This is a genomic window from Nocardioides immobilis, from assembly GCF_003515065.1.
Lineage (GTDB): Bacteria > Actinomycetota > Actinomycetes > Propionibacteriales > Nocardioidaceae > Nocardioides > Nocardioides immobilis.
In genome coordinates, this window is the sequence record NZ_QXGH01000015.1 from 186,393 (window position 1) to 209,333 (window position 22,941).

Annotated in this window: 24 protein-coding genes; 11 read left to right on the forward strand and 13 right to left on the reverse strand. The window is 71.0% G+C overall.

Annotated elements, in window-relative coordinates; all coding sequences use genetic code 11:
- The first annotated feature begins 1 nt into the window (after position 1).
- Positions 2-1,237, forward strand: a complete 1,236-nt coding sequence (locus D0Z08_RS12250) for a M48 family metallopeptidase (RefSeq protein WP_118925513.1) — start codon at positions 2-4, stop codon at positions 1,235-1,237.
- Positions 1,238-1,302: 65 nt separating this feature from the next.
- On the opposite strand, the gene D0Z08_RS12255 is transcribed toward D0Z08_RS12250, so the two are convergent.
- From D0Z08_RS12255 to D0Z08_RS12305, 11 genes are all read right to left on the reverse strand, one after another.
- The gene (locus tag D0Z08_RS12255; RefSeq protein ID WP_118925514.1) at positions 1,303-1,476 is read right to left on the reverse strand and encodes a Flp family type IVb pilin; all 174 of its coding nucleotides are present in this window, start codon (positions 1,474-1,476) and stop codon (positions 1,303-1,305) included.
- 167 nt (positions 1,477-1,643) lie between these two features.
- On the reverse strand, positions 1,644-1,796 hold the full coding sequence (locus tag D0Z08_RS12260; protein WP_118925515.1) for a Flp family type IVb pilin: 153 nt from the start codon (positions 1,794-1,796) through the stop codon (positions 1,644-1,646).
- A 91-nt stretch (positions 1,797-1,887) separates the two neighbouring features.
- Positions 1,888-2,061 (reverse strand): Flp family type IVb pilin, encoded by a 174-nt coding sequence (locus D0Z08_RS12265; RefSeq protein ID WP_118925514.1) that lies wholly within the window; start codon positions 2,059-2,061, stop codon positions 1,888-1,890.
- Positions 2,062-2,230: 169 nt separating this feature from the next.
- Positions 2,231-2,884 (reverse strand): response regulator, encoded by a 654-nt coding sequence (locus D0Z08_RS12270; RefSeq protein WP_118925516.1) that lies wholly within the window; start codon positions 2,882-2,884, stop codon positions 2,231-2,233.
- The gene (locus D0Z08_RS12275) at positions 2,881-4,467 is read right to left on the reverse strand and encodes a sensor histidine kinase (protein ID WP_118925517.1); all 1,587 of its coding nucleotides are present in this window, start codon (positions 4,465-4,467) and stop codon (positions 2,881-2,883) included. Before D0Z08_RS12275 ends, D0Z08_RS12270 begins: the two co-directional genes overlap by 4 nt.
- Positions 4,468-4,491: 24 nt before the next feature.
- On the reverse strand, positions 4,492-5,415 hold the full coding sequence (locus tag D0Z08_RS12280; RefSeq protein ID WP_118925518.1) for a type II secretion system F family protein: 924 nt from the start codon (positions 5,413-5,415) through the stop codon (positions 4,492-4,494).
- 2 nt (positions 5,416-5,417) lie between these two features.
- Positions 5,418-7,331: a type II secretion system F family protein gene (locus D0Z08_RS12285; RefSeq protein WP_118925519.1), complete on the reverse strand. Its 1,914-nt coding sequence runs from the start codon at positions 7,329-7,331 to the stop codon at positions 5,418-5,420.
- Positions 7,328-8,857: a TadA family conjugal transfer-associated ATPase gene (locus tag D0Z08_RS12290; protein WP_245993905.1), complete on the reverse strand. Its 1,530-nt coding sequence runs from the start codon at positions 8,855-8,857 to the stop codon at positions 7,328-7,330. Before D0Z08_RS12290 ends, D0Z08_RS12285 begins: the two co-directional genes overlap by 4 nt.
- Before the next feature lie 2 nt (positions 8,858-8,859).
- Complete coding sequence (locus D0Z08_RS12295) at positions 8,860-10,044, reverse strand: CpaE/TadZ family protein (protein WP_118925520.1); 1,185 nt, start codon at positions 10,042-10,044, stop codon at positions 8,860-8,862.
- Between the two features lies 1 nt (position 10,045).
- Positions 10,046-10,819, reverse strand: a complete 774-nt coding sequence (gene cpaB, locus D0Z08_RS12300) for a Flp pilus assembly protein CpaB (protein WP_118925521.1) — start codon at positions 10,817-10,819, stop codon at positions 10,046-10,048.
- A gap of 245 nt (positions 10,820-11,064) precedes the next feature.
- Positions 11,065-12,861, reverse strand: coding sequence for an AMP-dependent synthetase/ligase (locus D0Z08_RS12305; RefSeq protein ID WP_118925522.1), 1,797 nt, complete (start codon positions 12,859-12,861; stop codon positions 11,065-11,067).
- Between the two features lie 79 nt (positions 12,862-12,940).
- Between D0Z08_RS12305 and D0Z08_RS12310 the strand changes: the two genes are divergently transcribed.
- Genes D0Z08_RS12310 through D0Z08_RS12330 form a run of 5 tightly spaced genes read left to right on the forward strand, consistent with a single transcriptional unit; the run spans position 12,941 to position 16,989 of the window.
- Positions 12,941-13,399 (forward strand): SRPBCC family protein, encoded by a 459-nt coding sequence (locus D0Z08_RS12310; RefSeq protein WP_118925571.1) that lies wholly within the window; start codon positions 12,941-12,943, stop codon positions 13,397-13,399.
- A 29-nt stretch (positions 13,400-13,428) separates the two neighbouring features.
- On the forward strand, positions 13,429-14,670 hold the full coding sequence (locus D0Z08_RS12315; RefSeq protein WP_118925523.1) for an ArsA family ATPase: 1,242 nt from the start codon (positions 13,429-13,431) through the stop codon (positions 14,668-14,670).
- On the forward strand, positions 14,667-15,131 hold the full coding sequence (locus tag D0Z08_RS12320; protein WP_118925524.1) for a hypothetical protein: 465 nt from the start codon (positions 14,667-14,669) through the stop codon (positions 15,129-15,131). The genes D0Z08_RS12315 and D0Z08_RS12320 overlap by 4 nt, the downstream gene beginning before the upstream one ends.
- On the forward strand, positions 15,128-16,075 hold the full coding sequence (locus D0Z08_RS12325; protein WP_118925525.1) for an ROK family glucokinase: 948 nt from the start codon (positions 15,128-15,130) through the stop codon (positions 16,073-16,075). Before D0Z08_RS12320 ends, D0Z08_RS12325 begins: the two co-directional genes overlap by 4 nt.
- An 8-nt stretch (positions 16,076-16,083) precedes the next feature.
- Entirely contained in the window at positions 16,084-16,989 is a 906-nt protein-coding gene (locus D0Z08_RS12330) for an ROK family protein (protein ID WP_118925526.1), read from the forward strand.
- Here the strand turns inward: D0Z08_RS12330 and D0Z08_RS12335 are convergent.
- Both D0Z08_RS12335 and D0Z08_RS12340 read right to left on the reverse strand, forming a co-directional pair.
- Positions 16,986-17,432, reverse strand: a complete 447-nt coding sequence (locus D0Z08_RS12335; protein ID WP_118925527.1) for a hypothetical protein — start codon at positions 17,430-17,432, stop codon at positions 16,986-16,988. The two genes, D0Z08_RS12330 and D0Z08_RS12335, sit on opposite strands and share 4 nt — an antisense overlap.
- A gap of 40 nt (positions 17,433-17,472) precedes the next feature.
- Positions 17,473-18,246, reverse strand: coding sequence for an alpha/beta hydrolase (locus tag D0Z08_RS12340; protein ID WP_118925528.1), 774 nt, complete (start codon positions 18,244-18,246; stop codon positions 17,473-17,475).
- 82 nt (positions 18,247-18,328) lie between these two features.
- Here D0Z08_RS12340 and D0Z08_RS12345 point away from each other — a divergent pair, with 82 nt between their 5' ends.
- The 5 genes from D0Z08_RS12345 to D0Z08_RS12365 are packed head-to-tail and all read left to right on the forward strand — an operon-like array spanning position 18,329 to position 22,907.
- Positions 18,329-19,051, forward strand: coding sequence for a lysophospholipid acyltransferase family protein (locus D0Z08_RS12345; RefSeq protein WP_118925529.1), 723 nt, complete (start codon positions 18,329-18,331; stop codon positions 19,049-19,051).
- A gap of 1 nt (position 19,052) precedes the next feature.
- Positions 19,053-20,189, forward strand: a complete 1,137-nt coding sequence (gene macS, locus D0Z08_RS12350; protein WP_245993906.1) for a MacS family sensor histidine kinase — start codon at positions 19,053-19,055, stop codon at positions 20,187-20,189.
- Positions 20,186-20,689 carry a flavin reductase family protein gene (locus D0Z08_RS12355; protein ID WP_118925531.1) on the forward strand — a complete coding sequence of 168 codons (504 nt, stop codon included), beginning with the start codon at positions 20,186-20,188 and terminating at the stop codon, positions 20,687-20,689. Before macS ends, D0Z08_RS12355 begins: the two co-directional genes overlap by 4 nt.
- Before the next feature lie 47 nt (positions 20,690-20,736).
- Positions 20,737-22,134 (forward strand): NfeD family protein, encoded by a 1,398-nt coding sequence (locus D0Z08_RS12360; RefSeq protein ID WP_118925532.1) that lies wholly within the window; start codon positions 20,737-20,739, stop codon positions 22,132-22,134.
- Entirely contained in the window at positions 22,131-22,907 is a 777-nt protein-coding gene (locus D0Z08_RS12365) for a slipin family protein (protein WP_118925533.1), read from the forward strand. The genes D0Z08_RS12360 and D0Z08_RS12365 overlap by 4 nt, the downstream gene beginning before the upstream one ends.
- The last annotated feature ends 34 nt before the right edge of the window (positions 22,908-22,941 follow it).

Here is a 22,941-nt window from a genome sequence, read left to right on the forward strand (position 1 = left end):
CGTGGCCGACACCACGGGGCAGCGTCAGATCGCCGCCGGCACCACGATCATCGGTCTGGCGGCGTTCGTGCTGCTCGCCACCTGGCTGGTGCCGTGGCACCCGGTCCCGGGCGGCGCTCCGGATCCGGTCGCGACCGACTCGGTCTTCACCGCCGAGCAGGTCCGACGCGCCGAGGACTACGCCCGGTGGGCGCGGGTGTGGGGCTGGAGCTCGCTGGCGGTCTCGCTCGCCGTGGCGTGCTGGCTCGGGTTCGGCTCGTGGGGACGCCGGCTGGTCGACCGGACGTCCGGGCCCCCGTGGTGGGTGCGGGTGATCCTCGTCGTGGCGGCGCTGGTCCTGATCGGCAGGCTGGTGACGCTGCCGTTCGCAGTCGCGCAACGACGGCTGCAGCTCGACGTGGGCCTCAGCACGGCGTCGTGGTCGACGTGGGTCTACGACCTCGTCAAGGGCGAGCTGGTCGACATCGTGACCACCTCGATCGCGGTCGTCGCCCTGATCGGGATCGCTCGTCGGTGGTCGCGCGCCTGGCCGGCCGTGGCCGGGGGAGTGCTGGCGTGCTTCGTCGTCGCCGGCTCGTTCGTCTACCCGCTGCTGGTCGAGCCGCTCTTCAACTCCTTCACCCCGCTCGAGGACGGCTCGCTGCGGACCCAGATCCTCCAGCTCGCGGACGAGGAGGGGGTCGAGGTCGACGAGGTGCTGGTCGCCGACGCGTCCCGTCGTACGACGACGCTCAACGCCTATGTGTCGGGCTTCGGGGGCACCCGCCGGGTGGTCGTCTACGACACTCTCGTCGACGACCTCTCGGAGGAGCAGGCACTGTCGGTCGTCGCCCACGAGCTGGCGCACGCCCGCCATGACGACGTGCTGATCGGCACGTCGCTGGGTGCTGCCGGCGCGCTGGTGGGCGTCGGCCTCCTCGGGCTGCTGGCGGGGTACGCGGAACGGCGCGGCCGGCCGCGGACGAGCGAGGTGGGCGCGGTGCCGATGATCCTCGCCCTCACAGCCCTCGCCACGGTCCTGGCGAGCCCGATCCAGAACGGCATCAGCCGGCAGATCGAGACCCGTGCCGATGTCGACGCGCTGGAGGCCACGAACGCTCCGCACCCGTTCGTCGCGCTCCAGCGGCGCCTCGCCGTCAAGTCCCTCGCCGACCCGACGCCGCCCGCGTGGTCGCAGTGGTGGTTCGGCTCGCACCCGACCGTGCTCGAGCGGATCGCGATCGCCCGGCAGGAGTGAGCAAGAATTGCCGAAGGCCGCACGTCCCCCCGGGCGTGCGGCCTTCGGCCGTTCGTGGTGTCAGGTCAGAGCTGGCCGCCGACGGTGTTGAAGAGCGCGCTGAGCTGGGTGCCGAAGAAGGTGGCACCAACGGCCATGACGACCGCGATCAGGGCGACCAGGAGGCCGTACTCGACTGCGGACGCGCCCCGGTCCTCGTCGCGGTGGGCGTTGAGCAGGATCTGGAGGTACTGGATCATCGGAGTTCTCCCTGTGGTGTGGATGAGATCTGGTGCTCGCCGGCCCATCCGACTGCGGTGATCTCGAGGTTTGGTCCCCGGGGTGGGTTCCCCCGATGCGACAAGTCTTCCCGTTCGCAGCGTCCGTGGGATCGGCACTTCGTCCGGACCGGGATGGTCCCGATTGACTAGAACACGTTGGCGTACAGGTTGGAGACCAGGCCGCCGAAGACGGTGATCATCCCGACGATGACCAGCACGATCGCCGAGATGAGGATCCCGTACTCGACCGCTGAGCCCCCGTCCTCCGGACGGGTCGGGCGGCAGGTGCGCTGGTGCATCGGTGGCCTCCGGGAAGCTGAGCTGGTGCTGCAACTGCGAAGGCCGCACGCCCGGGTGGACGTGCGGCCTTCGGCGTTGGTCGAGCTCAGGTCAGAGCTGGCCGCCGACGGTGTTGAAGAGCGCGCTGAGCTGGGTGCCGAAGAAGGTGGCACCAACGGCCATGACGACCGCGATCAGGGCGACCAGGAGGCCGTACTCGACGGCGGACGCGCCCCGGTCCTCGTCGCGGTGGGCGTTGAGCAGGATCTGCAGGTACTGGATCATCGAAGTTCTCCCTCAAGTTGCTGAAACGGTGTCCCCGGGGGTTTCCCCCGATGACCAGAATCCTGCCGCGGGAGGGCACCGCTGCGGATCGGGAGTTCGACTCGATGGTGGTAGTCCCTTAGGACTACCTGGCGGGTCTCGACGGGCGCGACCCGCAAGACCCGAGGGGTTATCGGGCCGACGGCTGCACCGTCGAGAGCAGACCGATCCGCATGGCCGTGACCAGTGCCTGGGCGCGGTTGGCAGCGCCGAGCTTCTGGTAGATCCGGGCGATGTGGGACTTGGTCGTGGACTCGGACAGGTAGAGCTTCGCTCCGATGGCAGCTGCGTTGAGTCCCTCGGCCAGCAGGAGGAGCACGTCGTGCTCCCGTTCGGTCAGAGCCGTCACCTCACCGGAACGGCGACGCATCATCGCCCCGACCAGACCGGCGCACACGAACGCCTTCGGCGACACCGCGGCATGGCGGGCCGCCTTGATCACCTCGGTGGCGGGAGCGTCCTTGCCGACGAAGCCGGAGGCGCCGGCCTGCATCGCCGCGAATATCTGGTCGTCACCGGAGTGCATCGTCAGGACGATGAGGCCGGTCGTGTCGCTCTTCTTGCGGATCGTCCGCACGATGTCGAGACCGGTGCCGTCCTGGAGCTGCAGGTCGGCGACCACGACCATGGGCTGGAGGCTGTCGTACGCCGCGATCGCCTCGGACACGCTCCCCGCGGTGCCGAGGACCGTCATGTCGGGCTCGAGGTCGAGCACGGCGCCGAGACCGCTGCGGATCAGCTCGTGGTCATCGACCAGCAGGATGGTGATGTTGTCGCTCGTCATCGGGTCTCCAAGCTCTGAGTCTGTTCTTGGTGGTGACCGTGGCCGCCGGGGGCGCGGAGCACGACCGAGACAGTGAGTCCGCGACTTGCATTGTCGCGCACTGTCAGCTGCGCTCCGATCAGTTTCGCGCGCTCGCGCATGATCTTCAGTCCGTGGGAGTCGGCGCGCCCGCCCTGCATCCCCACGCCGTCGTCGGCGATGGTGATCCGGGCTTCGGGGGCGTAGACCTGGCATCGTACGTCGATCGCGGTGGCGCGGGCGTGCTTGACCGCGTTGTTCAGAGCTTCCTGGGCGATCCGGAACAGCTCGGCCTCGATCTCGGGGCGGAGGCGGGCGGGCTGCTCGTCGAGCCGCACCCGGATCGGGATCGCGGACGCTTCGGAGAGGTGGCGGGCGACCGCGCTGATCGCGGCGCCGAGGCTCTCGTTCTCGCCGATGCTGGTGCGCAGGTTCATCACCGAGCGCCGGACCTCGGCGACCACCTTGGTCACCCGCTCGCGCAGCATCGCGAACTGCTTGGCCTGCTGCTCGTCGGCCGGCCGGGCGGCCAGGGCGTCGACGAGGTAGCCGAGCGACGCGATGTCCTGCGCAACCCCGTCGTGCATCTCCCGGGCGAGCCGCTGCCGCTCGTCGGCGCTGGCGACGTCGCGGAAGTGGGAGAACAGCAGGGCGGTGTCGAACTTCACCGCGCTCGGCGCCAGCGCCGTCCTCAGGTCCTCGAACGGCGGTTCGGCGACCTTGATGGCGTCCCTCCCCGGACGGAGCCCGGCGACGATCGCGGAGTCACCGGCGGCGAAGGCGAACCCCTGACCCGCGGTGACCGGTTCGCCCCGGGCCCAGGCGTCGATCGCCAGCTTCTCGCAGGCGTCCGCGTCGCTCGGCTCCAGGTCGGCGCTGGACGCCACGGGCGTCAGGGCATCGCCGCGTGGCACGTAGACCGCGAGCGCGCGGCTCGGGATGTGGTCCCCGACCACGCCCAGCATCTCGCCCCCGATCGCCGAGACGTCGAGTCCGGAGCTGAGGTTGCCGGACAGCTCGATCAGCTGCTTGATCAGGTGCTGGGCGTCACGGTACGGCGACAGCGGGTCGAGCGACGCGCGCCACCGCTGCTCCGACGCGAAGGTGACGCTGGCGACCAGGCTCAGCCCGACCCCGGCCATCGACCAGGTGAAGATCGAGACTCCCCACTCCGCCCAGTCCGTCCCCTCACCCCGCCCGTGCCACATCAGACCGATGGAGACGACGGACACGAGCTGGAAGGCGACCGCCCGCACCATCGTGCGCAGCCCGACCGCCGCCGTCGCATAGAGCGGCGGCACGACCAGGGCGGCCAGGATCGCCGGCGAGTCCTGCATGCCCAGGGCGCAGACGACTCCGACCGCCGCCGCTTCGACTGCCGGCGTCAGCGTCAGCTCCAGGTCGCGCTTGGTGACGGTCGCGACCTGGTAGAGCCACAGCACGGCCAGCGTCAACAGCGCGAAGAGGGCCCCCGGCTTGTGGTACCACAACGAGGGCGCGCCGATCGCCAGCAGCGCGAACAAACGGGCCGCTGCGACGACGGCGAACGACTGTCCGGTGGGCATGTCTCCTGTGATCTGTTGGGCCTCTCAGCTGCCGCCGAATTGCCTGATCACACTAATGATCGCAGGTCCCAGGACTACCGTCATCAAACACGGCAGAACGCAGAGGATCAGCGGAACCATGATCTTCACCGGCACCTGCTGTGCCTTCTTCTCTGCGTACTGCCGCCGCTTGATCCGCATCTCGCCGGACTGGACGCGGAGGACCTGGGCGATCGAGATGCCGAACGAGTCGGCCTGCACCATCGAGCCGACGAAGGTCTTCAGGTCGTCGACGTTGGTCCGGTCCGACAGGCCCCGCAGCGAGTCCGCGCGGCCCTTGCCGAGCTGCATCTCCCGGAGCACCCGCGAGAACTCCTCGGCGAGGGGACCGCCGGTGTTGCGGGCCACCTGTTGCACCGCGGCGTCGAAGCCGAGACCGGCTTCCACGCTGATGGTCAGCAGATCGACGGCGTCGGCCAGGGTGCGACGGACCTCCTCGGACCGGTCGTAGGCCTTCTGGTACAGGTAGAGGTCCGGTGCGACGAAGCCGATCGCGGCCCCGCCCGCACCCAGCGCGAGGTAGAGGAGCGGGTTGGCGGCGCTGAGGAGCGCGTAGGCCAGCCCGCAGAGCGCGAGCACCACGGCAGCCATCACCTTGAGCGAGACGATCCGGTCGACGGACATGTCCCGAGGGTTGCCGGCCAGGTCGAGCTTGTGACGCAACCGCTCGGCCTTGTCGCTTCCGGTCAGCCGCCGTCCCAGCGTGAGCGCACGGGCCTGGAGCGGCTCGAGCACCCGGTCGGCGAACGACAGCTCGAGCTCCTCGGTCAGCGCGGAGGGGCTCGAGGACATCTGCTCGAGGCTCGCGATCGACCGCTCGAGGCCGGTGCTGGTCTCAGCCTTCACCAGGGCCAGGCGGAGCAGGACGATCGCCGAGGCGAACAGGACCACTGCAAGGAAAAGGACCATGATCAGATCTCCACCTTCACCATGCGGCTCATCCAGAAGACTCCGATACAGAGCCAGACGGTCGCACCGATCAGCATCATCAGCCCGAGCCCGGTGTTGAACAGCGGCTCGATGTAGCCGCGGTTCGTGAAGCTCAGGAAGATCAGGAAGCCGGGCGGCAGGCAGGCCAGGATCATCGCGGAGAGCTTGCCCTCGGCCGCGAGTGCTGCGACCTGTCGACGGAGGTACTCGCGCTCGCGCATCGTCGCGGCCACCGTCGTGAGCAGCTCGGCGAGGTTGCCGCCGACCTGGCGCTGGATCCGGATCGCCATCACCACCCAGGCGAAGTCCTTGCTCTGGAACCGCTCAGCGACTCCGTCGAAGGCGTCCTCGATCTCCAGACCGATCCGGGTCTCCACGAGCACCCGCTTGAACTCCGAGGCGATCGGCTCCGGCCCCTCGTGGACGACCGTGTCGACGGACTGGGCCAGCGACAGCCCCGCGGACAGCGAACCCGCCATCAGCTGGAGCGTGTCGGGCAGCGAGCTGTTGAATGCCTTGCGCCGGCGTCCGGCCTTGAAGGACAGGAAGAACCGCGGCAGGAAGAAGCCGAGGATGACGAACAGGATCCCGACAACCAGGCTGCCGCCGCCGACCAGCAGGCCGAACAGGCCCGACGCGATGACGACCCCGACGTGGAGCAGGAGCCACTCGGACGGCTTGAAGCCGCTCCCGGCAGCCGCCAGGCGGGCCGCCAGCTTCTGCTCGAGCCCCTTGTTGCGGTCGAGCACGCCGGCTGCGGCGGCCTTGGCCTGGTCGAACATCGGGTCGGACGCGGACTTGGTCTCCTGCCTGCCCACTCCGGTGCTCGCCGTGTACGCCGTGAGGCGGTCGGCGATGGTCATCGGCTGCTTCCTGGCAGGGACCAGCAGGACGGCAGCGGTCACCAGCCCGATGCCGAACACCAGGATGCCGGCGTAGAGCGCCCAGTCCGGCAGCTGCCAGGTGTCGTCCGGGTTGACCGGCTGGGTCGACGGACCGGTGTCACCGTCCGGCGCGTCCTGGATCTTCGCGAACGCGCTGGCGACCAGGTTGCCGTCCGAGGTCGGCAGCGTGATCGCGACCGTGGCCTCCTCGGCGTTGAAACCGGCAGGCAGCGGAGCGGTCACCAGGATCTGGTCGGACAGCACCTCCGCCTCGGCTGCGAACGCGTCGGCGAGGGCCGCGCCGGTCGACTCGATCACGGTGCCCTGGCCGGCTGCGGCCAGGTCGCTGAGCGCGGCAGCGGCCTTCGGCTTGTTCTCCTGGTCGAGCGAGACGACGTCGACCAGTGTCGCCGTGTCCTCGATTGCGGCCGTCACCTCGGTGAGGCCGGTGTCGTTGCCGGTGTCAGCGCCGTCCGAGAGGACGAGGACCGAGCGCTGCCCGCCCTCGCCGGCCAGGTCCACGGCGGCCAGGATGCCGTCGTACAGCAGGGTGCCCTTGCTGAGCTCGAGGTCGTCGATGACGGCCTCGGCCGCAGCGCGGTCGGTGGTGGGATCGAGAGCGGTCGACACGTCTCCGTCGAAGGTGACGATCCCGACCAGGACGTCCGCCGGGACGTTGTCGAGGAAGGTCAGCGCGGCTTCCTTCGCAGCCTCGAACCTGCCGTTGCGCGCCATCGAGTCGCTGGTGTCCATGGCGAGCACGGTGGTGCGCTGGACCGTGGTGTCGGTGCCGGTCGAGGTCGCGGTGGCGTCGAGCGTGTCGCCGTCGAGCGTGCCGGCAACGGCGTCGAGGTCGACCTCGGCGCCGGAGGGCACGCTCACCAGGATGCGCAGGCCGTTGTCGGCGACCTCGACGTGCGCGATCGTCGCGTCGTCCTCCGCCGCCCAGGCGGTCGAGGGCGCGAGTACGACGAGGACCGCGGCGAGCGCCGCCAGAACGACGCGCCTCATGCCCGGTCCAGTCGGAACAGTGCGGGGTCGACCGCGACGTTGGAATTGGCGAGCTTCTCGATGAACCTTGGTCGGAGGCCCGTGCTGCGGAGCCGGCCGAGCACGCGCCCGCTCTCGTCGAAGCCCGCGGTGTTGTCGAAGGCGAACACGTCCTGGAGGGTGATCACGTCGCCCTCCATCCGCTCGACCTCGGTGATGTGGGTGATCCGCCGCGAACCGTCCTTGAAGCGTGACTGGTGGACGATCAGGTCGACGGCGGAGGCGACCTGCTCGCGGATGGCCCGGATCGGCAGGTCCATGCCGGCCATCAGGACCATCGTCTCCATGCGGGCCAGCGTGTCGCGCGGGCCGTTGGAGTGCAGGGTGCAGATCGAGCCGTCGTGGCCGGTGTTCATCGCCTGCAGCATGTCGAGGGCGGACGCGTCGCGGACCTCGCCGACGACGATCCGGTCGGGGCGCATCCGGAGGCTGTTCTTCACCAGGTCGCGGATGGTGACGGCACCCTTGCCCTCGATGTTCGCGGGCCGGGACTCCAGTCGGACGACGTGGTCCTGGTGCAGCTGGAGCTCGGCGGCGTCCTCGATGGTCACGATCCGCTCGTCGGACGGGATGAAGGACGACAGCACGTTGAGCGTGGTCGTCTTCCCGGCGCCGGTGCCGCCCGACACGATGATGTTGAGGCGGCCGCGGACGCAGGCATCGAGGAAGTCAGCAGTCTGCGGGCTCAGCGACCCGTACGCGATCAGGTCGTCGACGGTGAGCGGGTCGGTGGCGAACTTCCGGATCGTCAGCGCGGACCCGTCGATGGACAGCGGCGGCACGATCGCGTTCACACGGCTGCCGTCGGGCAGGCGCGCGTCCACCATCGGGCTCGACTCGTCGACGCGGCGCCCGATCCGGGACACGATCTTGTCGATCGTGCGCCGCAGGTGCGCCTCGTCCGCGAAGTGGGCGTCGGCCTTCGTCAGGCGACCGCCCTTCTCCAGCCAGACGTCGTTGTAGCCGTTGACCATGACCTCCGACACCTCGGGGTCCCGGAGGTAGGGGTCGATCGGGCCGTAGCCGAGGATGTCGTCGCTGATCTCCTGGGTGACCCGCGCGCGGTCGCTGTTGCTGAGCGGGCGGTCCTGCGCGCTCAGCACCTCGGCCAGCACGGTGCGGACCCGCTGGTCGAGCTCGGCCTGGTCCATCTCCGCGTCGTACAGGTGCGGCCCGAGCTCCTTGAGCAGCTCGGCGTGAACGCTGATCTTGAGCTCCTCGATCCGGTCGTTCTCCGAACCGGCCAGCGCCCGCCGCTGGGCGGAGCGGTTGTCGGGAGCCGAAGCGGACGCCGCGGTCCGCTGGGAGAGTGGGCCGGCAGCTGCGGTGGCCGAGCCCGGGGCAGCCGCGGTGGCCACGGCCTGCGTGAGCCTGTCGGCGAGGGCCGGACCGTTCGGCCGCTGGGGGTCGCTCGGGTCCGGCTCGCCGGCGTGCTTCCCCTGGGCCTCCCGCCGGGCGGCCTCGAGGCGTTCGGAGAGACTCGACATGATCAGCTCCTTCCGCGACGGAACAGGCCGCGCGACCTCGCGGTCGCGTCAACGGTGTCGGGGACGAAGGCGGGCACGGCGATCGGCTCGCCGGTCACGGACGCCGCGAGCTGGTTGTAGGCGCGGCTCGCGGGGTGGTTCGGCAGGGCGGTGACGATCGGCGTGCCGGAGTTGGTCGAGGCGACGACGTCCATCGCGCTCTGCAGCTGAGCCGTCACCGGCATGCCGAGGATGTTCTCGACCTTGTCGACACCGATGCCGACCTCGGCGTCGGCCCGGTTGAGGAACAGGTGCCGGTGACCACGGGCGATGTTGAGCATGTCCATCGTCTCGAGCGCGACCTTGACGTTCTTGAGCGTCGGTACGTCGAGGGTGGCCACGACCACGCACTCGTCGGTCTCGTCGAGGGCGGTGAGGGTCGCGTCGTCGAAGGACGGCGAGGTGTCGACGACGATGTAGTCGAAGCCGTCCCGGAGCGCCCGCAGGATCCTCGAGATGAGCAGCGGCGTGACCCGCTCGCGCACGTCGGGGTGGGCCGGCGCGGCCAGCACGGTGAGCGAGTCCTCGTGCCGGGTCAGCAGGCCCTCGATCATCGCCAGGTCGATGGAGTCCTCGGACCCGACCGCCTGCTCGATCGAGTGGGTCGGGAAGAGCTGCATGGTGATCGAGACGTCGCCGAAGGCGAGGTCGAGGTCGACCAGGCAGACCTTGCGCGCGCCCTTGTCGGCGAGCGCGAGCGCGAGGTTGACCGACGTCGTGGTCTTGCCGACACCGCCCTTGGGGGAGAAGACGGTGACGACCCGACCCATCTGCCGGGCGCCGCCCGGACCACGGAGGGCGAGGTAGAGCTGGTGGGCCCGCTCGACCGCCTTGGTCAGCCCCTTCTCGTCGTCAGTGGCGACGACATCGCGCACGCCGGCGTGCATCGACCGGGTGAGCGCCTCGGTGTCGAAGGAATTGCGGAGCAGGACCACACTGACGGTCGGCTTCGCGATCCGGAGGTCTTCGGCGTACGAGAGCGCGAGGTCCAGCGGCAGGGACGGGCCGAGGGCGACGACGTACTCGTCGCTGTGCTGGTCCAACCACACGTACATGCGGTCCGCAGCCGCGACGGCGTGGGAACCGGCGGGCATCGCCCTCAGCAACGAGGGGACGACCCCGCTGTCGGTCTCGACGAGGACGGGCATGTCACTTGTCCTTGTTGTCGAGGAGGTTGTCCTTGACGATGGGGTTCGCCCCGTCGTCGACATCGCTGCCGTCGTTGAGGAGCGCGGCGGTGAGCTCGCCGTCCTTCTCCGCGAAGCGCACCCGCTCGGCGTCGCGCTGCGAGACAGCGATCGTGAGCAGCTGCTGGATCCCCTGCTCGCTCTGGGCCTCCGGTGCGTCCTCGGCGGACGCGTCTTGGTTGCCGTCGCCGTTGAGCGAGGTGGTGGTGCCCGCGGCGAGGACGGTCACGCGGTTCAGCAGCACCTTGGTCAGGATCGGCTCCTGGGTGCTCCGGTCGATGTCCGTGAAGATCACGGCCACCTCGGCGCCAGGAGCGAGGAACTTGCCGACCCGGCCGTCGTCGTTGACCAGGATCGAGATCGCGATCTTGCCCTCGGGGATCGGCAGGGTCGCTGCGGCCTCGATGTCGAACGCACCACCGAACTTCGCCGGCACGACCTGCTCGCCCGGGTAGACGGTCGTGAGCGCGAGCTTGCCCTCGAACTCGTCGGACTCGTCGTCGGCCCCGTCGAGGACCTGCGCCTGGGCGATGTCGGCGAGCTCGAGCTTGCCGCTCTCGAGGGCGTCGTCGAAGCTCTCCCCTGGACTGATCTTCTGGGTCGCGACGAGCACCTCGACGGTGTCGAACTTGTCCGCGGCGCGCTTGTCAGCGCCCTTCGCGTAGACGAAGACGAGTGCCACGCCCAGCACCGCGATCACGGCGGCGACGACCAACAGCAACTTGCGACGGTCCATAACTCAGAGCCCTCCCGCTCCCCATGCCGGGGATGCGGCACGTCGCCGCGAGCTCCCCGGGGTCAAATCTTGTTGTCCCAGGCCCGGTGCGCACCCTCCCAGGCGGCACCGAGACGATCGGAGGCTATCGGAGGAAAACCGGGCCGAGTGAGCGAAATCGCAGACTCCGACCGAACGTTCCGGGGTCCTAGTCATATCGGGTCAGTCACTGACGCGATCGGACCGTCCGGCGTGGGTCAGAAGGCTCAGACCTCGTAGAGCGCGGCGATCTCGTCCCGGCACTCCCGCAGGACGACGTTGCGCTTCAGCTTGAGGCTGGGGGTCAGCTGCCCGCCGTCCTCGGTCCAGTCGTAGGAGAGGATCTCGAACTTCCGGATCGCCTCGGCCTTCGACACCGCCAGGTTGGCGTCGTCGACGGCGTCCTGGATGGCCTGGCGCAGGTCGGGGTCGTCGACCAGCCGCTCGAGCACGTCGTCCTTGCCGTGCTGCTCGGCCCAGGCCGGCAGCGCGTCGGCGTCGATGGTGACGAGCGCCGCGATGAACGGCTGGCCGTCGCCGACGACCAGGCACTGGCTGACCAGGGCGTGTGCACGGACCCGGTCCTCGAGCACGGCGGGCGCGACGTTCTTGCCGCCCGCGGTCACCAGGATCTCCTTCTTGCGGCCGGTGATCCGGACGAAGCCCTCGTCGTCGACCTCGCCGACGTCACCGGTGTGGAACCAGCCGTCGGCGTCGATGGCCTCGGCGGTCGCCTCGGGGTTGCCCCAGTAGCCCGAGAAGACCTGGCCGCCCTTGAACACGATCTCGCCGTCGTCGGTGACCCGGACAGCCGTTCCGGGCAGCGGCCGGCCGACGGTGCCGATCTTGAGCGCGTCCGGCAGGTTGACGGTCAGGGCGGCCGTGGTCTCGGTGAGCCCGTAGCCCTCGAGCACGGTGAGCCCGATGCCGCGGTAGAAGTGGCCGAGCCGGTCACCCAGGGGCGCGCCGCCGGACACGGCGTACTCGCACTGGCCGCCGAGCGCCTCGCGGAGCTTGGCGTAGACCAGCTTCGAGAAGACGGCGTGCTGCGCGCGCACCCGCAGCGGCACCCGGCCGGCGTCGAGGCCGCGGGAGTAGGCGATCGCGACGTCGGCGGCCCGGTCGAAGATCTTTCCCTTGCCGTCCGCGGTCGCGTTCTGCGAGGCGGTGTTGAAGACCTTCTCGAACACCCGTGGCACCGCGAGGATGAACGTCGGCTGGAAGGACTGCAGCTGGGGGAGCAGGTGCTTGATGTCGGCACTGTGACCGAGACGGGTGCGGGACTTCACCGCGCCGACCTGGATGATCCGGGCGAACACGTGGGCGAGCGGCAGGAACAGCAGGGTCGACGCGCCCTCGCTCTCGAACAGCTGGTCCAGCTCGGCGACCGCGACGGTCAGCTCGGTCTGGAAGTTGTCGTGCGTGAGCATGCAGCCCTTCGGGCGACCGGTGGTCCCCGAGGTGTAGATCAGCGTGGCGAGGTCGCCCGGTTGCGCCGTCGTACGGCGCTTCTCGAGCTCGTCGTCGCCGACGTCGGCGCCGAGCCGCGTGAGTACGCCGACCGCGTTGTCGCCGAGCGACCAGACGTGGTGGAGCTCGGCCAGGTCGCGGCGGACCGCTGTGATCTTGGCGACGTGCCCCGTGTCCTCCGCGACGACCGCCTTGGCGCCCGAGTCGCCGAGGATCCAGGCGATCTGCTCCCCGGACGAGCTCTCGTAGATCGGCACCGTCACCGCGCCGGCGAACCAGATGGCGTAGTCGAACAGCGTCCAGTCGTAGCGGGTGCGCGACAGGATCGCGACCCGGTCGCCGGGCTCGATACCCGCTGCGACCAGCCCTTTTGCGACTTCGCTGACCTCTTCGAGGAACGCGTGCGTGGTCACGTCCTCCCAGTCGCCGCCGTCCGGCGAGGGGCGGCTGAACACGACGGCCTCGGGAGCCTCGGCCGCGTTGCGGACGACGTCGTCCGTCAGGTTCCCGGTCGTCGGGATGTCGACGGACTGGGGCGTGGAGTACTCGCGCAAGGTTGTTCCTCCTGGGATAGACCGCACGGCAGGTTACCGCCGCGTTGGGGTGCCCCGCTTCTCCGGTAGCCTGCCGTCCATGGCAGAGCAGACGTCCTCGTCGATCGTTGTCGACGCTCCCGCGGCGGACGTGATGGCCGTGATCGCCGACTTCGCCGCATACCCCGCCTGGGCGAAGGGCGTCACCACCGCCGACGTCAAGGCGTCGTACGACGAGGCGGACCCCGCGGCCCGCGGCCGCGCCGAGCAGGTCTACTTCGCGCTCGACGTGCCTCCGATCAAGGACGAGTACACGCTGTCGTACATCTGGGACGGCGACCGCCAGGTCACCTGGACCCTGGTGCAGGGCAAGATGCTCCGCTCCCTCGACGGCGCCTACGTCCTCGACGAGACTTCGCCGGGTCGCACCGAGGTCACCTACCGGCTTGCCCTCGACGTGTCGATCCCACTCATCGGCATGCTCAAGCGGAAGGGCGAGAAGATCCTGATCGACACCGCGTTGAAGGGTCTCAAGAAGCGCGTCGAGTCGGGCGCCTGATCACCCTGCAGGGACCGCGGAGCTCCAACGTGCGCATCGTCCTCTTCACCGGCAAGGGCGGTGTCGGCAAGTCGACCGTCGCCGCCGGGACGGCCGCCCTCGCCGCCGCCCAGGGTCTCCGCACCCTGGTGCTGTCCACGGACGCCGCGCACTCGCTCGCCGACGCGTACGGCGCGCCCGGCCGGGTGCACGCCGAGCCGACCGAGATCGCGGACCGGCTGTTCGTGCACCAGGTCGACGCCCAGCTGCGGTTCGAGCAGTCGTGGGCCGACGTCCAGCGCTACCTGCTCTCCGTGCTCGACGCCGCCGGGATGGACCCGGTCGCCGCCGAGGAGATGACGGTGATCCCCGGCGCCGAGGAGGTGCTGGCACTCCTGGAGCTGCGGCTGCACGCCCGCTCCGGCCAGTGGGACGTGATCGTCGTCGACTGCGCGCCGACCGCCGAGACGCTCCGGCTGCTCGCGCTGCCCGAGGCGCTCGGGTGGTACATGGAGCGGCTGCTGCCGATCCAGCGGCGGCTGGTCAAGGCGCTCCGGCCGGTGCTCAACCGCGCGGCGGGCGTGCCGATGCCGGGCGACACCGTCTTCGACGCGATCACCCGGCTCCACGCCGAGCTCGACGAGGTGCACGCGCTGCTCTCCGGCCCCGATGCCTCGGTCCGGCTGGTGCTCACGCCCGAGAACGTCGTACTGGCCGAGGCGCGGCGCGCCTACACGAGCCTGTCGCTGTTCGGCTACCGGGTCGACGGCGTCGTGGCGAACCGGGTGTTCCCGGCCGGCGACGGCGACGCGTGGCGGGCCGGCTGGGTCGATGCGCAGCAGACCGTGCTCAAGGAGGTCGACCAGTCCTTCGCCGGGCTGCCGATCTGGTGCTCGGAGTACCAACCCGGCGAGCCGGTCGGCGTACCTGCGGTCACCGAGCTGGCCCGACAGCTGTACGGCGACGACGACCCGCTGGCCCAGCCGGCGGGCGAGGGCCCGTTCCGTGTCACCCGTGAGCAGTCCGGCGACGCGGTGGTCCACCTCGCCCTCCCGTTCGTCACCCGGGCCGAGGTCGACCTCGCCCGCAACGGCGACGAGCTGGTCGTGACGGTCGGGTCGTCCCGCAGGCTGCTGACCCTGCCGGCCGGCCTGGCCCGGCTGCGGGTCGCCGGTGCCAAGGTGGACGGCGGCGAGCTGCAGGTGCGCTTCCGCGACCCCGACGCCGTCTCCACGACGACCAGCCCCACGACGACCAGCCCCACGACGACCAGCCGGGAGGCGGTGACATGACCGAACCGCAGGACCCGAAGGGATCGGAGGGCGCGGAGCGTCCTCAGGTCGGCTCTGTCGGGGAGGAGGCGCTGAAGCTCTTCGGCGCCCTCGCCGACCTGGCACGCCAGCAGGGCGCAGACGCGGGTGGCAGCCTGGCCGGCCTCGCCGACCAGGCGTCGTCGCTGGCGCACGAGGTCAACGACCACATCGCCACGGGCAGCGCGGAGTGCAAGTACTGCCCCGTCTGCCGGGTCGTCCATGCCGTCCGCGAGACCTCGCCCGAGGTACGGACCCACCTGCTCACCGCGGCGACTTCGCTGCTCCAGGCTGCTGCCGGGGTGCTCGAGACGGTGCCGCCGCCGGACCACGGTGGGCCGCAGCGCGGTCCCGAGGTCGAGCGGATCGACCTCGACGACACCGACGACGGTCCGGCCGACCCGCCTGCCGACCCGACTGCCGACCCGCAGGCCGACCGATGACCGGCGCGGTCACCTGCGGCATCGACATCGGTGGCACCAAGATCGCCGGTGCAGTGGTGGACGGCAGCGGGGCGATCCTCGAGGAGGCGCGCGTCGTGTCGCCGGCGACCGACCCGGAGGCGATCGAGATCGCCGTCGCCGCGCTCGTCGCCGAGCTGGCCGCCCGGCACCCGGTCGCTGCCGTCGGGGTCGGCGCCGCGGGCTACGTCGACGCCGGCCGCTCCACCGTGCTCTTCGCCCCCAACATCGCCTGGCGGGACGAGCCGCTCGGCTCCGAGCTCGCCCGGCTGACCGGGCTGCCGGTCGTGGTCGAGAACGACGCCAACGCCGCGGCGTGGGGCGAGTTCCAGTACGGCGCCGGGCGCGACGTCGACGACCAGCTGATGGTCACCGTCGGCACGGGGGTGGGCGGCGGCGTGATCGCAGGCGGCCGGCTGCTGCGGGGCGGGTACGGCGTCGCCGCCGAGATCGGGCACCTCTGTGTGGTGCCGGACGGCCTGCAGTGCGGCTGCGGCAACCGCGGCTGCTTCGAGCAGTACGCCTCCGGCTCGGCCCTGGTCCGCGCGACCCGCGAAGCGGCGACCGGGTCGTCGCTGCTCGCCCGCGACCTGCTCGACCGGGCCGGCGGCGACTCCGCCGCGATCACCGGCCCGCTCATCACCGAGGCGGCGCAGGACGGCGACCGGTTCGCCATCGAGCAGCTCCGCTCCCTCGGCCAGTGGCTCGGTCACGGCATCGCGTCCCTGGTCGCGGTGCTCGATCCGGCGGTGATCGTGATCGGCGGTGGCGTCAGCGAGGCCGGCGACCTGCTGCTCGACCCGATCCGCGAGACGTTCACCCTCGCGCTCACCGGACGTGGCTACCGGCCGCAGGCGGAGATCCGCCGGGCCCTCCTCGGGAACCACGCCGGCGTCATCGGCGCCGCCGACCTGGCGAGGCCGTAAGCACCGCGATGTACGTCGGGGTCGATGTCGGGGGCACGAAGGTGCTCGCCGTCGAGCTGACGGGGGAGGGCGACGATCTCGTCGTCGCCTCGTCCGCCCAGGTCCCGATGCCGGGCCGCTCGGCCTCGGACGCGGAGGTCGAGGCGGCCGTGGTGCAGGCGGCGCTCGAGGTCGCCGCCGGCCGGCCCGTGTCGGGGGTCGGCGTCGCCGCCGCCGGCCTGGTCGACCGTCCGGGGGAGCGGGTCCGCTTCGGCGCGCACCTGCCCTGGCGGGACGCGCCCGTGCGGGACCGGCTCGCGGAGCGGATCGGGGCGCCCGTCGTACTCGACAACGACGCGAACTGCGCAGCCCACGCCGAGCTCGCCGCGGGCGCTCTCCGCGGGGTCTCCTCGGCGCTGTTGATCACGGTCGGCACCGGCATCGGCGGCGCCGTCGTCCTGGACGGCCGCGTGGTGCGCGGCGCGAACGGCATGGCCGGGGAGTTCGGGCACGTCCAGGTCGTGCCCGACGGTTTGGCCTGCGAGTGCGGGCTCCGCGGCTGCTGGGAGCAGTACTGCAGCGGCCGCACGCTCGAGCGGGTGATGCGGGTCGCCCTCGGGTCCCACCTCGACGGGCGCGAGGTCGAGGCGCTCGCCCGCGCCGGGGACCCGGTCGCGCGGCAGGCGTTCGCCACCGTCGGCACCTGGCTGGGCGTCGGCATCGCCGGACTGGTCTCGTCCTTCGACCCCGAGAAGGTCGTGGTCGGCGGCGGCGTCTCGGCCGTCGGCGACCTGCTGCTCGAGCCGGCACGCCGCGGGCTCGTGGACGCGATCCAGGCCACCGCCTACCGCGACCTCCCGCCGGTGGTCGCCACCCGCTTCGGTCCCGAGGCCGGCGCCGTCGGCGCCGCGCTGCTCATGACCTCGCGGGGCTAGAGGACGGCGCCGTCGTCCCAGGGATCGCGGGGCTCGTCGGACATCCGGAGCACCAGGTAGCCGAAGCCGCCGAGGAAGCCGGCCGCCATCAGCAGCCCGAACCAGCTGGGCACGCTGATGCCCGCCACGATGCAGAACAGCACGACGGCGGGGACGCCGAACACGCCCAGCCACGCGAGCAGGCGGTCGAGCGGGGGGCGGGGGATGGGCGGCGGGGTCGGCGGGACGAACTCGTCTTCCGGGTGGACCTGGTCGCGGACCTCACTGGGATCGTCGAGGTCTTCCGGCTCCGGGACCGGCTGGGGCGCCGCGGGAGCAGGCGCCGCGTCCTCCGGGTCGAGGAGGGCGCGCTCGCCGTAGTTCTCGACGATCTGCTGCCACTCCCGCTCGCGCTCCTGCTCGCGGGCCAGGTCGGCAGACTCAGCGTCGTCCTCGCGGGCCATGCCTCCAGGGTACGGCGAACCGCCAATCCCCGTGGGCGGGCTACCCGGGTGCCGTGACCCGGGCGACGAACTCGGCCGAGCGCTCGAAGATCGTCGGGGCGTCGTTGTCGAGGGTGGCGACGTGGAAGGAGTCCGGCAGCGGCACCACGTCGACGTCGGTCGACGAGATCCGGCCGAGGATGATCGGCTGCGAGGCCGCGTCCACGACGTGGTCGTCGTCGGCCCGGAAGTAGATCAGCGGCGCCTTGATCTGCGGCAGATCGGCTATCAACGGCCGCCAGGCCTGGACCACGGAGTGGAACGCACGCAGCGGTGTGCGGGTGTAGCCGTGCTCCTCGGCGCCGGGCTTCTTGATGTCGTTGGCGATGCCGGGGAGCGACGGCACCAGGTGCTTGACGACGGGCAGCGCCTTGATGTCGCGCCGCATCGAGGCGACCACCGGGTTGACCACCATCACGCCGGCCAGTTGGTCGCCGCGGTCGGCGGCGAGTCGCAGGACGAGGGTGCCACCCATCGAGAGGCCGCCGATCACCACCTGGTCGTGCTCGGCCACGAGCTCGTCGAACGCCGCGCTGATCGCGCCGTACCAGTCGCTCCAGCGCTTGGTGTTGAGGTCCTGCCACGAGGTGGCGTGACCGGGGAGAAGCGGCACGCTTACGCCGTACCCCCGCTCGGCGAGGTAGCGGCCCCAGGGCCGCATCGACAAGGGGGAGCCGGTGAAGCCGTGGCTGAGCAGGACCCCGATCCGGCGTCCGCCGGTCAGCTCGGGGCGCGCGTCGACCGTCAGTGGCTCGTACTCCGGGTTGCGACTCATGGCGCGATTGTGCACCAGTGTGGAACCTGTCCCGCGCTGCACTAGGCTCTGACCCGTCGGTCTCGGGGAAAGGGTGCGTGGGGTGTTCTACTGGTTCCTCAAGTTCATCGCGCTGGGGCCGATCCTGAAGCTCGTGTTCCGGCCGCGTGCCGACGGTGTGGAGCACGTCCCGGCCGACGGACCGGCGATCCTCGCCAGCAACCACCTGTCGTACGCCGACTGGCTGTTCATGCCCCTCGTCGTGCCGCGCAAGGTGAGCTTCGTGGCCAAGGCCGAGTACTTCACCACGCCCGGCATCAAGGGCTGGCTGCAGAAGACGTTCTTCAGCGGCACCGGCAACATCCCGATCGACCGGGCCGGCGCCGACGCCGCGGCCGGCGCTCTGCTCTCCGCCAAGCGGGTGCTCGGCGCGGGCGAGCTCTTCGGCATCTACCCCGAGGGCACCCGCTCCCACGACGGCCGCCTCTACCGCGGCAAGACCGGCATCGCGCGGCTGGCGCTCGAGACCGGCGTCCCGGTCATCCCGGTCGCCGTCGTCGGCACCGACGTGGTGGCCCCTCCGGGCAAGAAGTTCGGCCGCTGGACCCGCCCGCACGTGCGCTTCGGCAAGCCGCTCGACTTCAGCCGCTACGCCGGCCTGGAGAACGACCGCTTCATCCTGCGGTCGATCACCGACGAGATCATGTACGAGATCATGCGGCTGTCCGGTCAGGAGTACGTCGACATGTACGCCACCCGGGCCAAGGAGGAGTCCAAGAAGGGCGACTCCGCCAAGGGCGACGAGCAGCGCAAGCCTGCAGCGTGACGTGACCGGTACGTCGGTCCGCGCGGTGGTCGCGGTCGAGAACCGGATGTTCCGCGCGCTCGCGGTGCTGCGGGTCGTCGTCCTCGTCAACGCGGTCGTGCTGGCTGCCTACCGCAACAACTTCGAGCACCCCGTCGCCGGCTGGCTCTGCGTCGCAGTGATGGTCGTGTGGACGGTGCACGCGACCGTCACCTACGCCAAGCCGATCCGCCGGACCGTGCGGCTGATGGTCGCCGACCTCGGGATCGCGGTCGGGCTGCTGGTGGCGACCCCCTTCGTCAAGGGCGAGTGGTTCAACGCCACGATCCCCGGCTTCTGGATCATGGGCGCCCTGCTGGCCTGGGCGATCCGCTACGGCTGGCGGGGTGGCCTGATCGCCTCCGTCATCCTCGGCGGCACCGACCGGCTGATCCGGGCCGACTTCGACCAGGGCAACTACGGCTACGTCTTCCTCATCGTGCTCGGGGGGCCGATCGTCGGCTACCTCGTGGAGTCGCTCCAGCAGATGGCGGCCGAGCGGGACCTGGCCGAGCGGGAGGCCGCGGCGGCCACCGAACGCGCCCGGCTCGCCCGCGTGGTGCACGACGGCGTGCTGCAGGTGCTGGCCCTGGTCCAGCGCCGCGGCGCCGAGCTCGGCGGTGAGGCGGCCGAGCTCGGCCGCCTGGCAGGGGAGCAGGAGCGGGCGCTGCGGACGCTGATCCGGGCCCAGGACCGCGTGACCGCTGCCGACCGTCCCGACACGGAGGACCTGGCGACCGCGCTCGGGTCGTTCGCGCCCCGCCCGGGGCTGGAGGTGGTGCTCCCCGGCGGGCCGGTCGAGCTGCCCGCGTCGGTCGTCGCGGAGCTGGTGGCCGTCGTGGGTGCCTGCCTCGACAACGTGACCCGGCACGTCGGCGACGGTGCCCCCGCCTGGGTCCTGCTGGAGGACCTCGGCGACCGGATCGCGATCTCGGTGCGCGACGAGGGCGACGGGATCCCCGAGGGACGGCTGGACGCTGCCCGCACCGAGGGCCGGCTCGGGGTCAGCGAGTCGATCGAGGGACGCCTCCGCGACCTCGGCGGTACGGCGACGCTCAGCACCGGCCCGTTCGGCACCGAGTGGGAGTTCGTCGTACCCCGGAGAGCAGGTCTCGAATGACGATCCACACCGGCCATCCGTTCGCCGACCCCGACCCCGACCCGGCCCGGCGGCTGCGAGGACGGATCGTCGGCGCCGTCACCCTCTGGACGGCCGGCGAAGGAGGGGACAGGACCGGACTCACCGTGACGTCGCTGATGGTGGCGCTCGGGCCGGAGCCCCGGGTGCTGGCGCTGCTGGACCCCGACAGCGACCTGCTCGCCGGCCTGCGGCAGACCGGGCGGGCCGTCGTCCAGCTGCTGACCTGGGACGACCGGCAGCTCGCGGAGGCGTTCGCCGGGACGGCGCCCGCGCCCGGCGGGCCGTTCCGCCAGGCGGAGTTCGTCGCCACGCCGTACGGACCGTTGCTCGCGACCGCGACGACCCACGCCTCCGTGTCGCTGGCAGGGGAGCGCGAGGTGGGCTGGTCGGTCGAGGTCGAGGCCGTGCTGGACGAGATCGCTGTCGGTGACGACGACCAGCCACTGCTGCACCGTCGCGGGCGGTTCCACACGGCCTGAGCTCGTCTGATGGGTCGGCGTAGGCTGACGCTGAGGTCGCTGGTCCGATGAACGGGTGCCTGCAGTCGGGGGCACGGCTGTTCGCAGCCGTGCTCGTGGTGGCGGTCGGCCTCATCGGTTCGGGAGCAGGCGCCGCGGCGCTCGACGACCAGCCCCGGGTACTGGTGACGACGCTGGCGACCCCCATCACCCCGGTCGTTGCCGACCACGTCGAGGACGGGCTGCGCGACGCAGCCGACGGTGGCTATGCGGCATACGTCATCGAGCTCGACACCCCGGGCGGCCTGGTGGACGCGATGCGCGACATCGTCGGGGACATCCTGGCGAGCCCGGTTCCCGTCATCGTCTACGTGGCGCCCGAGGGCGCCCGGGCTGCGTCCGCAGGCGCGGTGATCACCCTCGCCGCGCACGTCGCCATGATGGCTCCGGGCACCACGATCGGAGCAGCGACGCCGGTCGGCCTCGAAGGCGAGGAGGTCTCGGACAAGATCGTGAACGATCTGGCCGCCCAGGCCGAGTCGCTGGCCAAGCTCCGCGGCCGAGACCTCGAGTTTGCCTCGGCCATGGTCCGCGAGGGCCGCGCCGTCGACGTCGACACAGCGGTCGCCGAAGGCGTGGTCGACGCCAGAGCCTCGTCGCTGACCGATGCCCTCGCCGCCGCGGACGGCCAGCAGGTCACCGTCGCGGACGAGCGCACCGTCGTCGTACGCACGGGCGGCGCCGACACGGACCGACACGAGATGGGCGTGTTCCGAAAGCTGCTGCAGTTCCTGGCCGACCCCAACCTCGCGTTCCTGCTGCTGACCCTCGGCACCCTCGGGCTGATCTACGAGCTCGCCACGCCCGGCGCCGGGTTCGCCGGCGCGACCGGCGCGACCTGCCTGTTGCTCGCGCTCTTCAGCCTCTCCGTGCTGCCGGTCAACGCAGTCGGCCTGCTGTTGCTCGCTGTCGCTGCCGGCCTGTTGGTGGCGGAGGTACTGGCGCCAGGCACCGCGGGCTTCGGGTTCGGCGGCGCCGTCGTCCTCCTGCTCTCGGCCGTGTTCCTGTTCGACGACGCCGAGGGCGTCGCGGTCGACCTCTGGGCGGCGGTCCCGCTCGCGGTCGTGATGTTCGTGCTGGTGGTGGGCGTCGGCCGGGTCGCGATGCGCGCGCGGCGGGCGCCGTCGGTCTCGACGGGGACGGACGTGCTGATCGGACGCCTGGTGCCCGTCAAGGAGAGCGACGGGTCTACGGGGCGAACGTTCACCGAGGGGGCGTGGTGGTCCCTGCGTAGCGCCGGACCCCCGCTACGGACGGGCCGCGAGGCTCGTGTCGTGGGGATCGACGGACTCGTCCTGGTCGTCGACCCGGACGTGCCCGAGGACGATGACCAGGCCGACCAAGGAGCCGAGGAACCAGCCGCGCCCGGACCGGCCGCGGGAGACGAGGAGAGAGGTGCGTCATGAGCGAGGGAGCACTGATCGGACTTGCCCTGGCCCTCATCGCCGTGGTGGCGCTGGTGGCTGCGGCGGTCAAGATCCTGCCGGAGTACGAGCGCGGCGTGATTCTGCGGCTCGGGCGGATCCAGCCGCTGAAGGGCCCTGGCCTGATCCTGATCATCCCGATCGTCGATCGGCTGATCCGGGTCAACCTGCGCACCCAGACGTACGACATCCCGCCGCAGGACGTCATCACCGAGGACAACGTCACCGTGCGGGTGAACGCGGTCGTCTACTTCAACGTGGTGGAAGCCGTGCGGTCGGTGCTGTCGATCGACGACTACCGCTTCGGCACCCAGCAGATCGCGCAGACGACGCTCCGCAGCGTGCTCGGACGAGCACCGCTCGACGACCTGCTGAGCAAGCGGGACGAGATCAACCAACACCTCCAGCAGGTGATCGACCAGGTCACCGACCCGTGGGGTGTGAAGGTCACCGTGGTCGAGGTCAAGGACGTGATCCTGCCGGAGTCGATGCGCCGTGCCATGGCTCGGCAGGCCGAGGCCGAGCGGGACCGGCGGGCGAAGGTGATCCATGCGCTCGGCGAGAAGGAAGCGGCAGCCAACCTCGGCGAGGCGGCCGTGGTCCTCGAGGAGCATCCGGCAGCGATGCAGCTGCGGACGCTCGGGACCCTGCTCGAGCTCGGCGCGGAGAAGAACTCCACGATCGCCTTCCCGGTGCCGATGGAGCTGCTCCGGATGGTGGACAAGGCGGCGGCCGACGCGGCGCGGCGCGACTGACCCGACCGGCCGGTTTCGGGGGGCACTAGGGTCT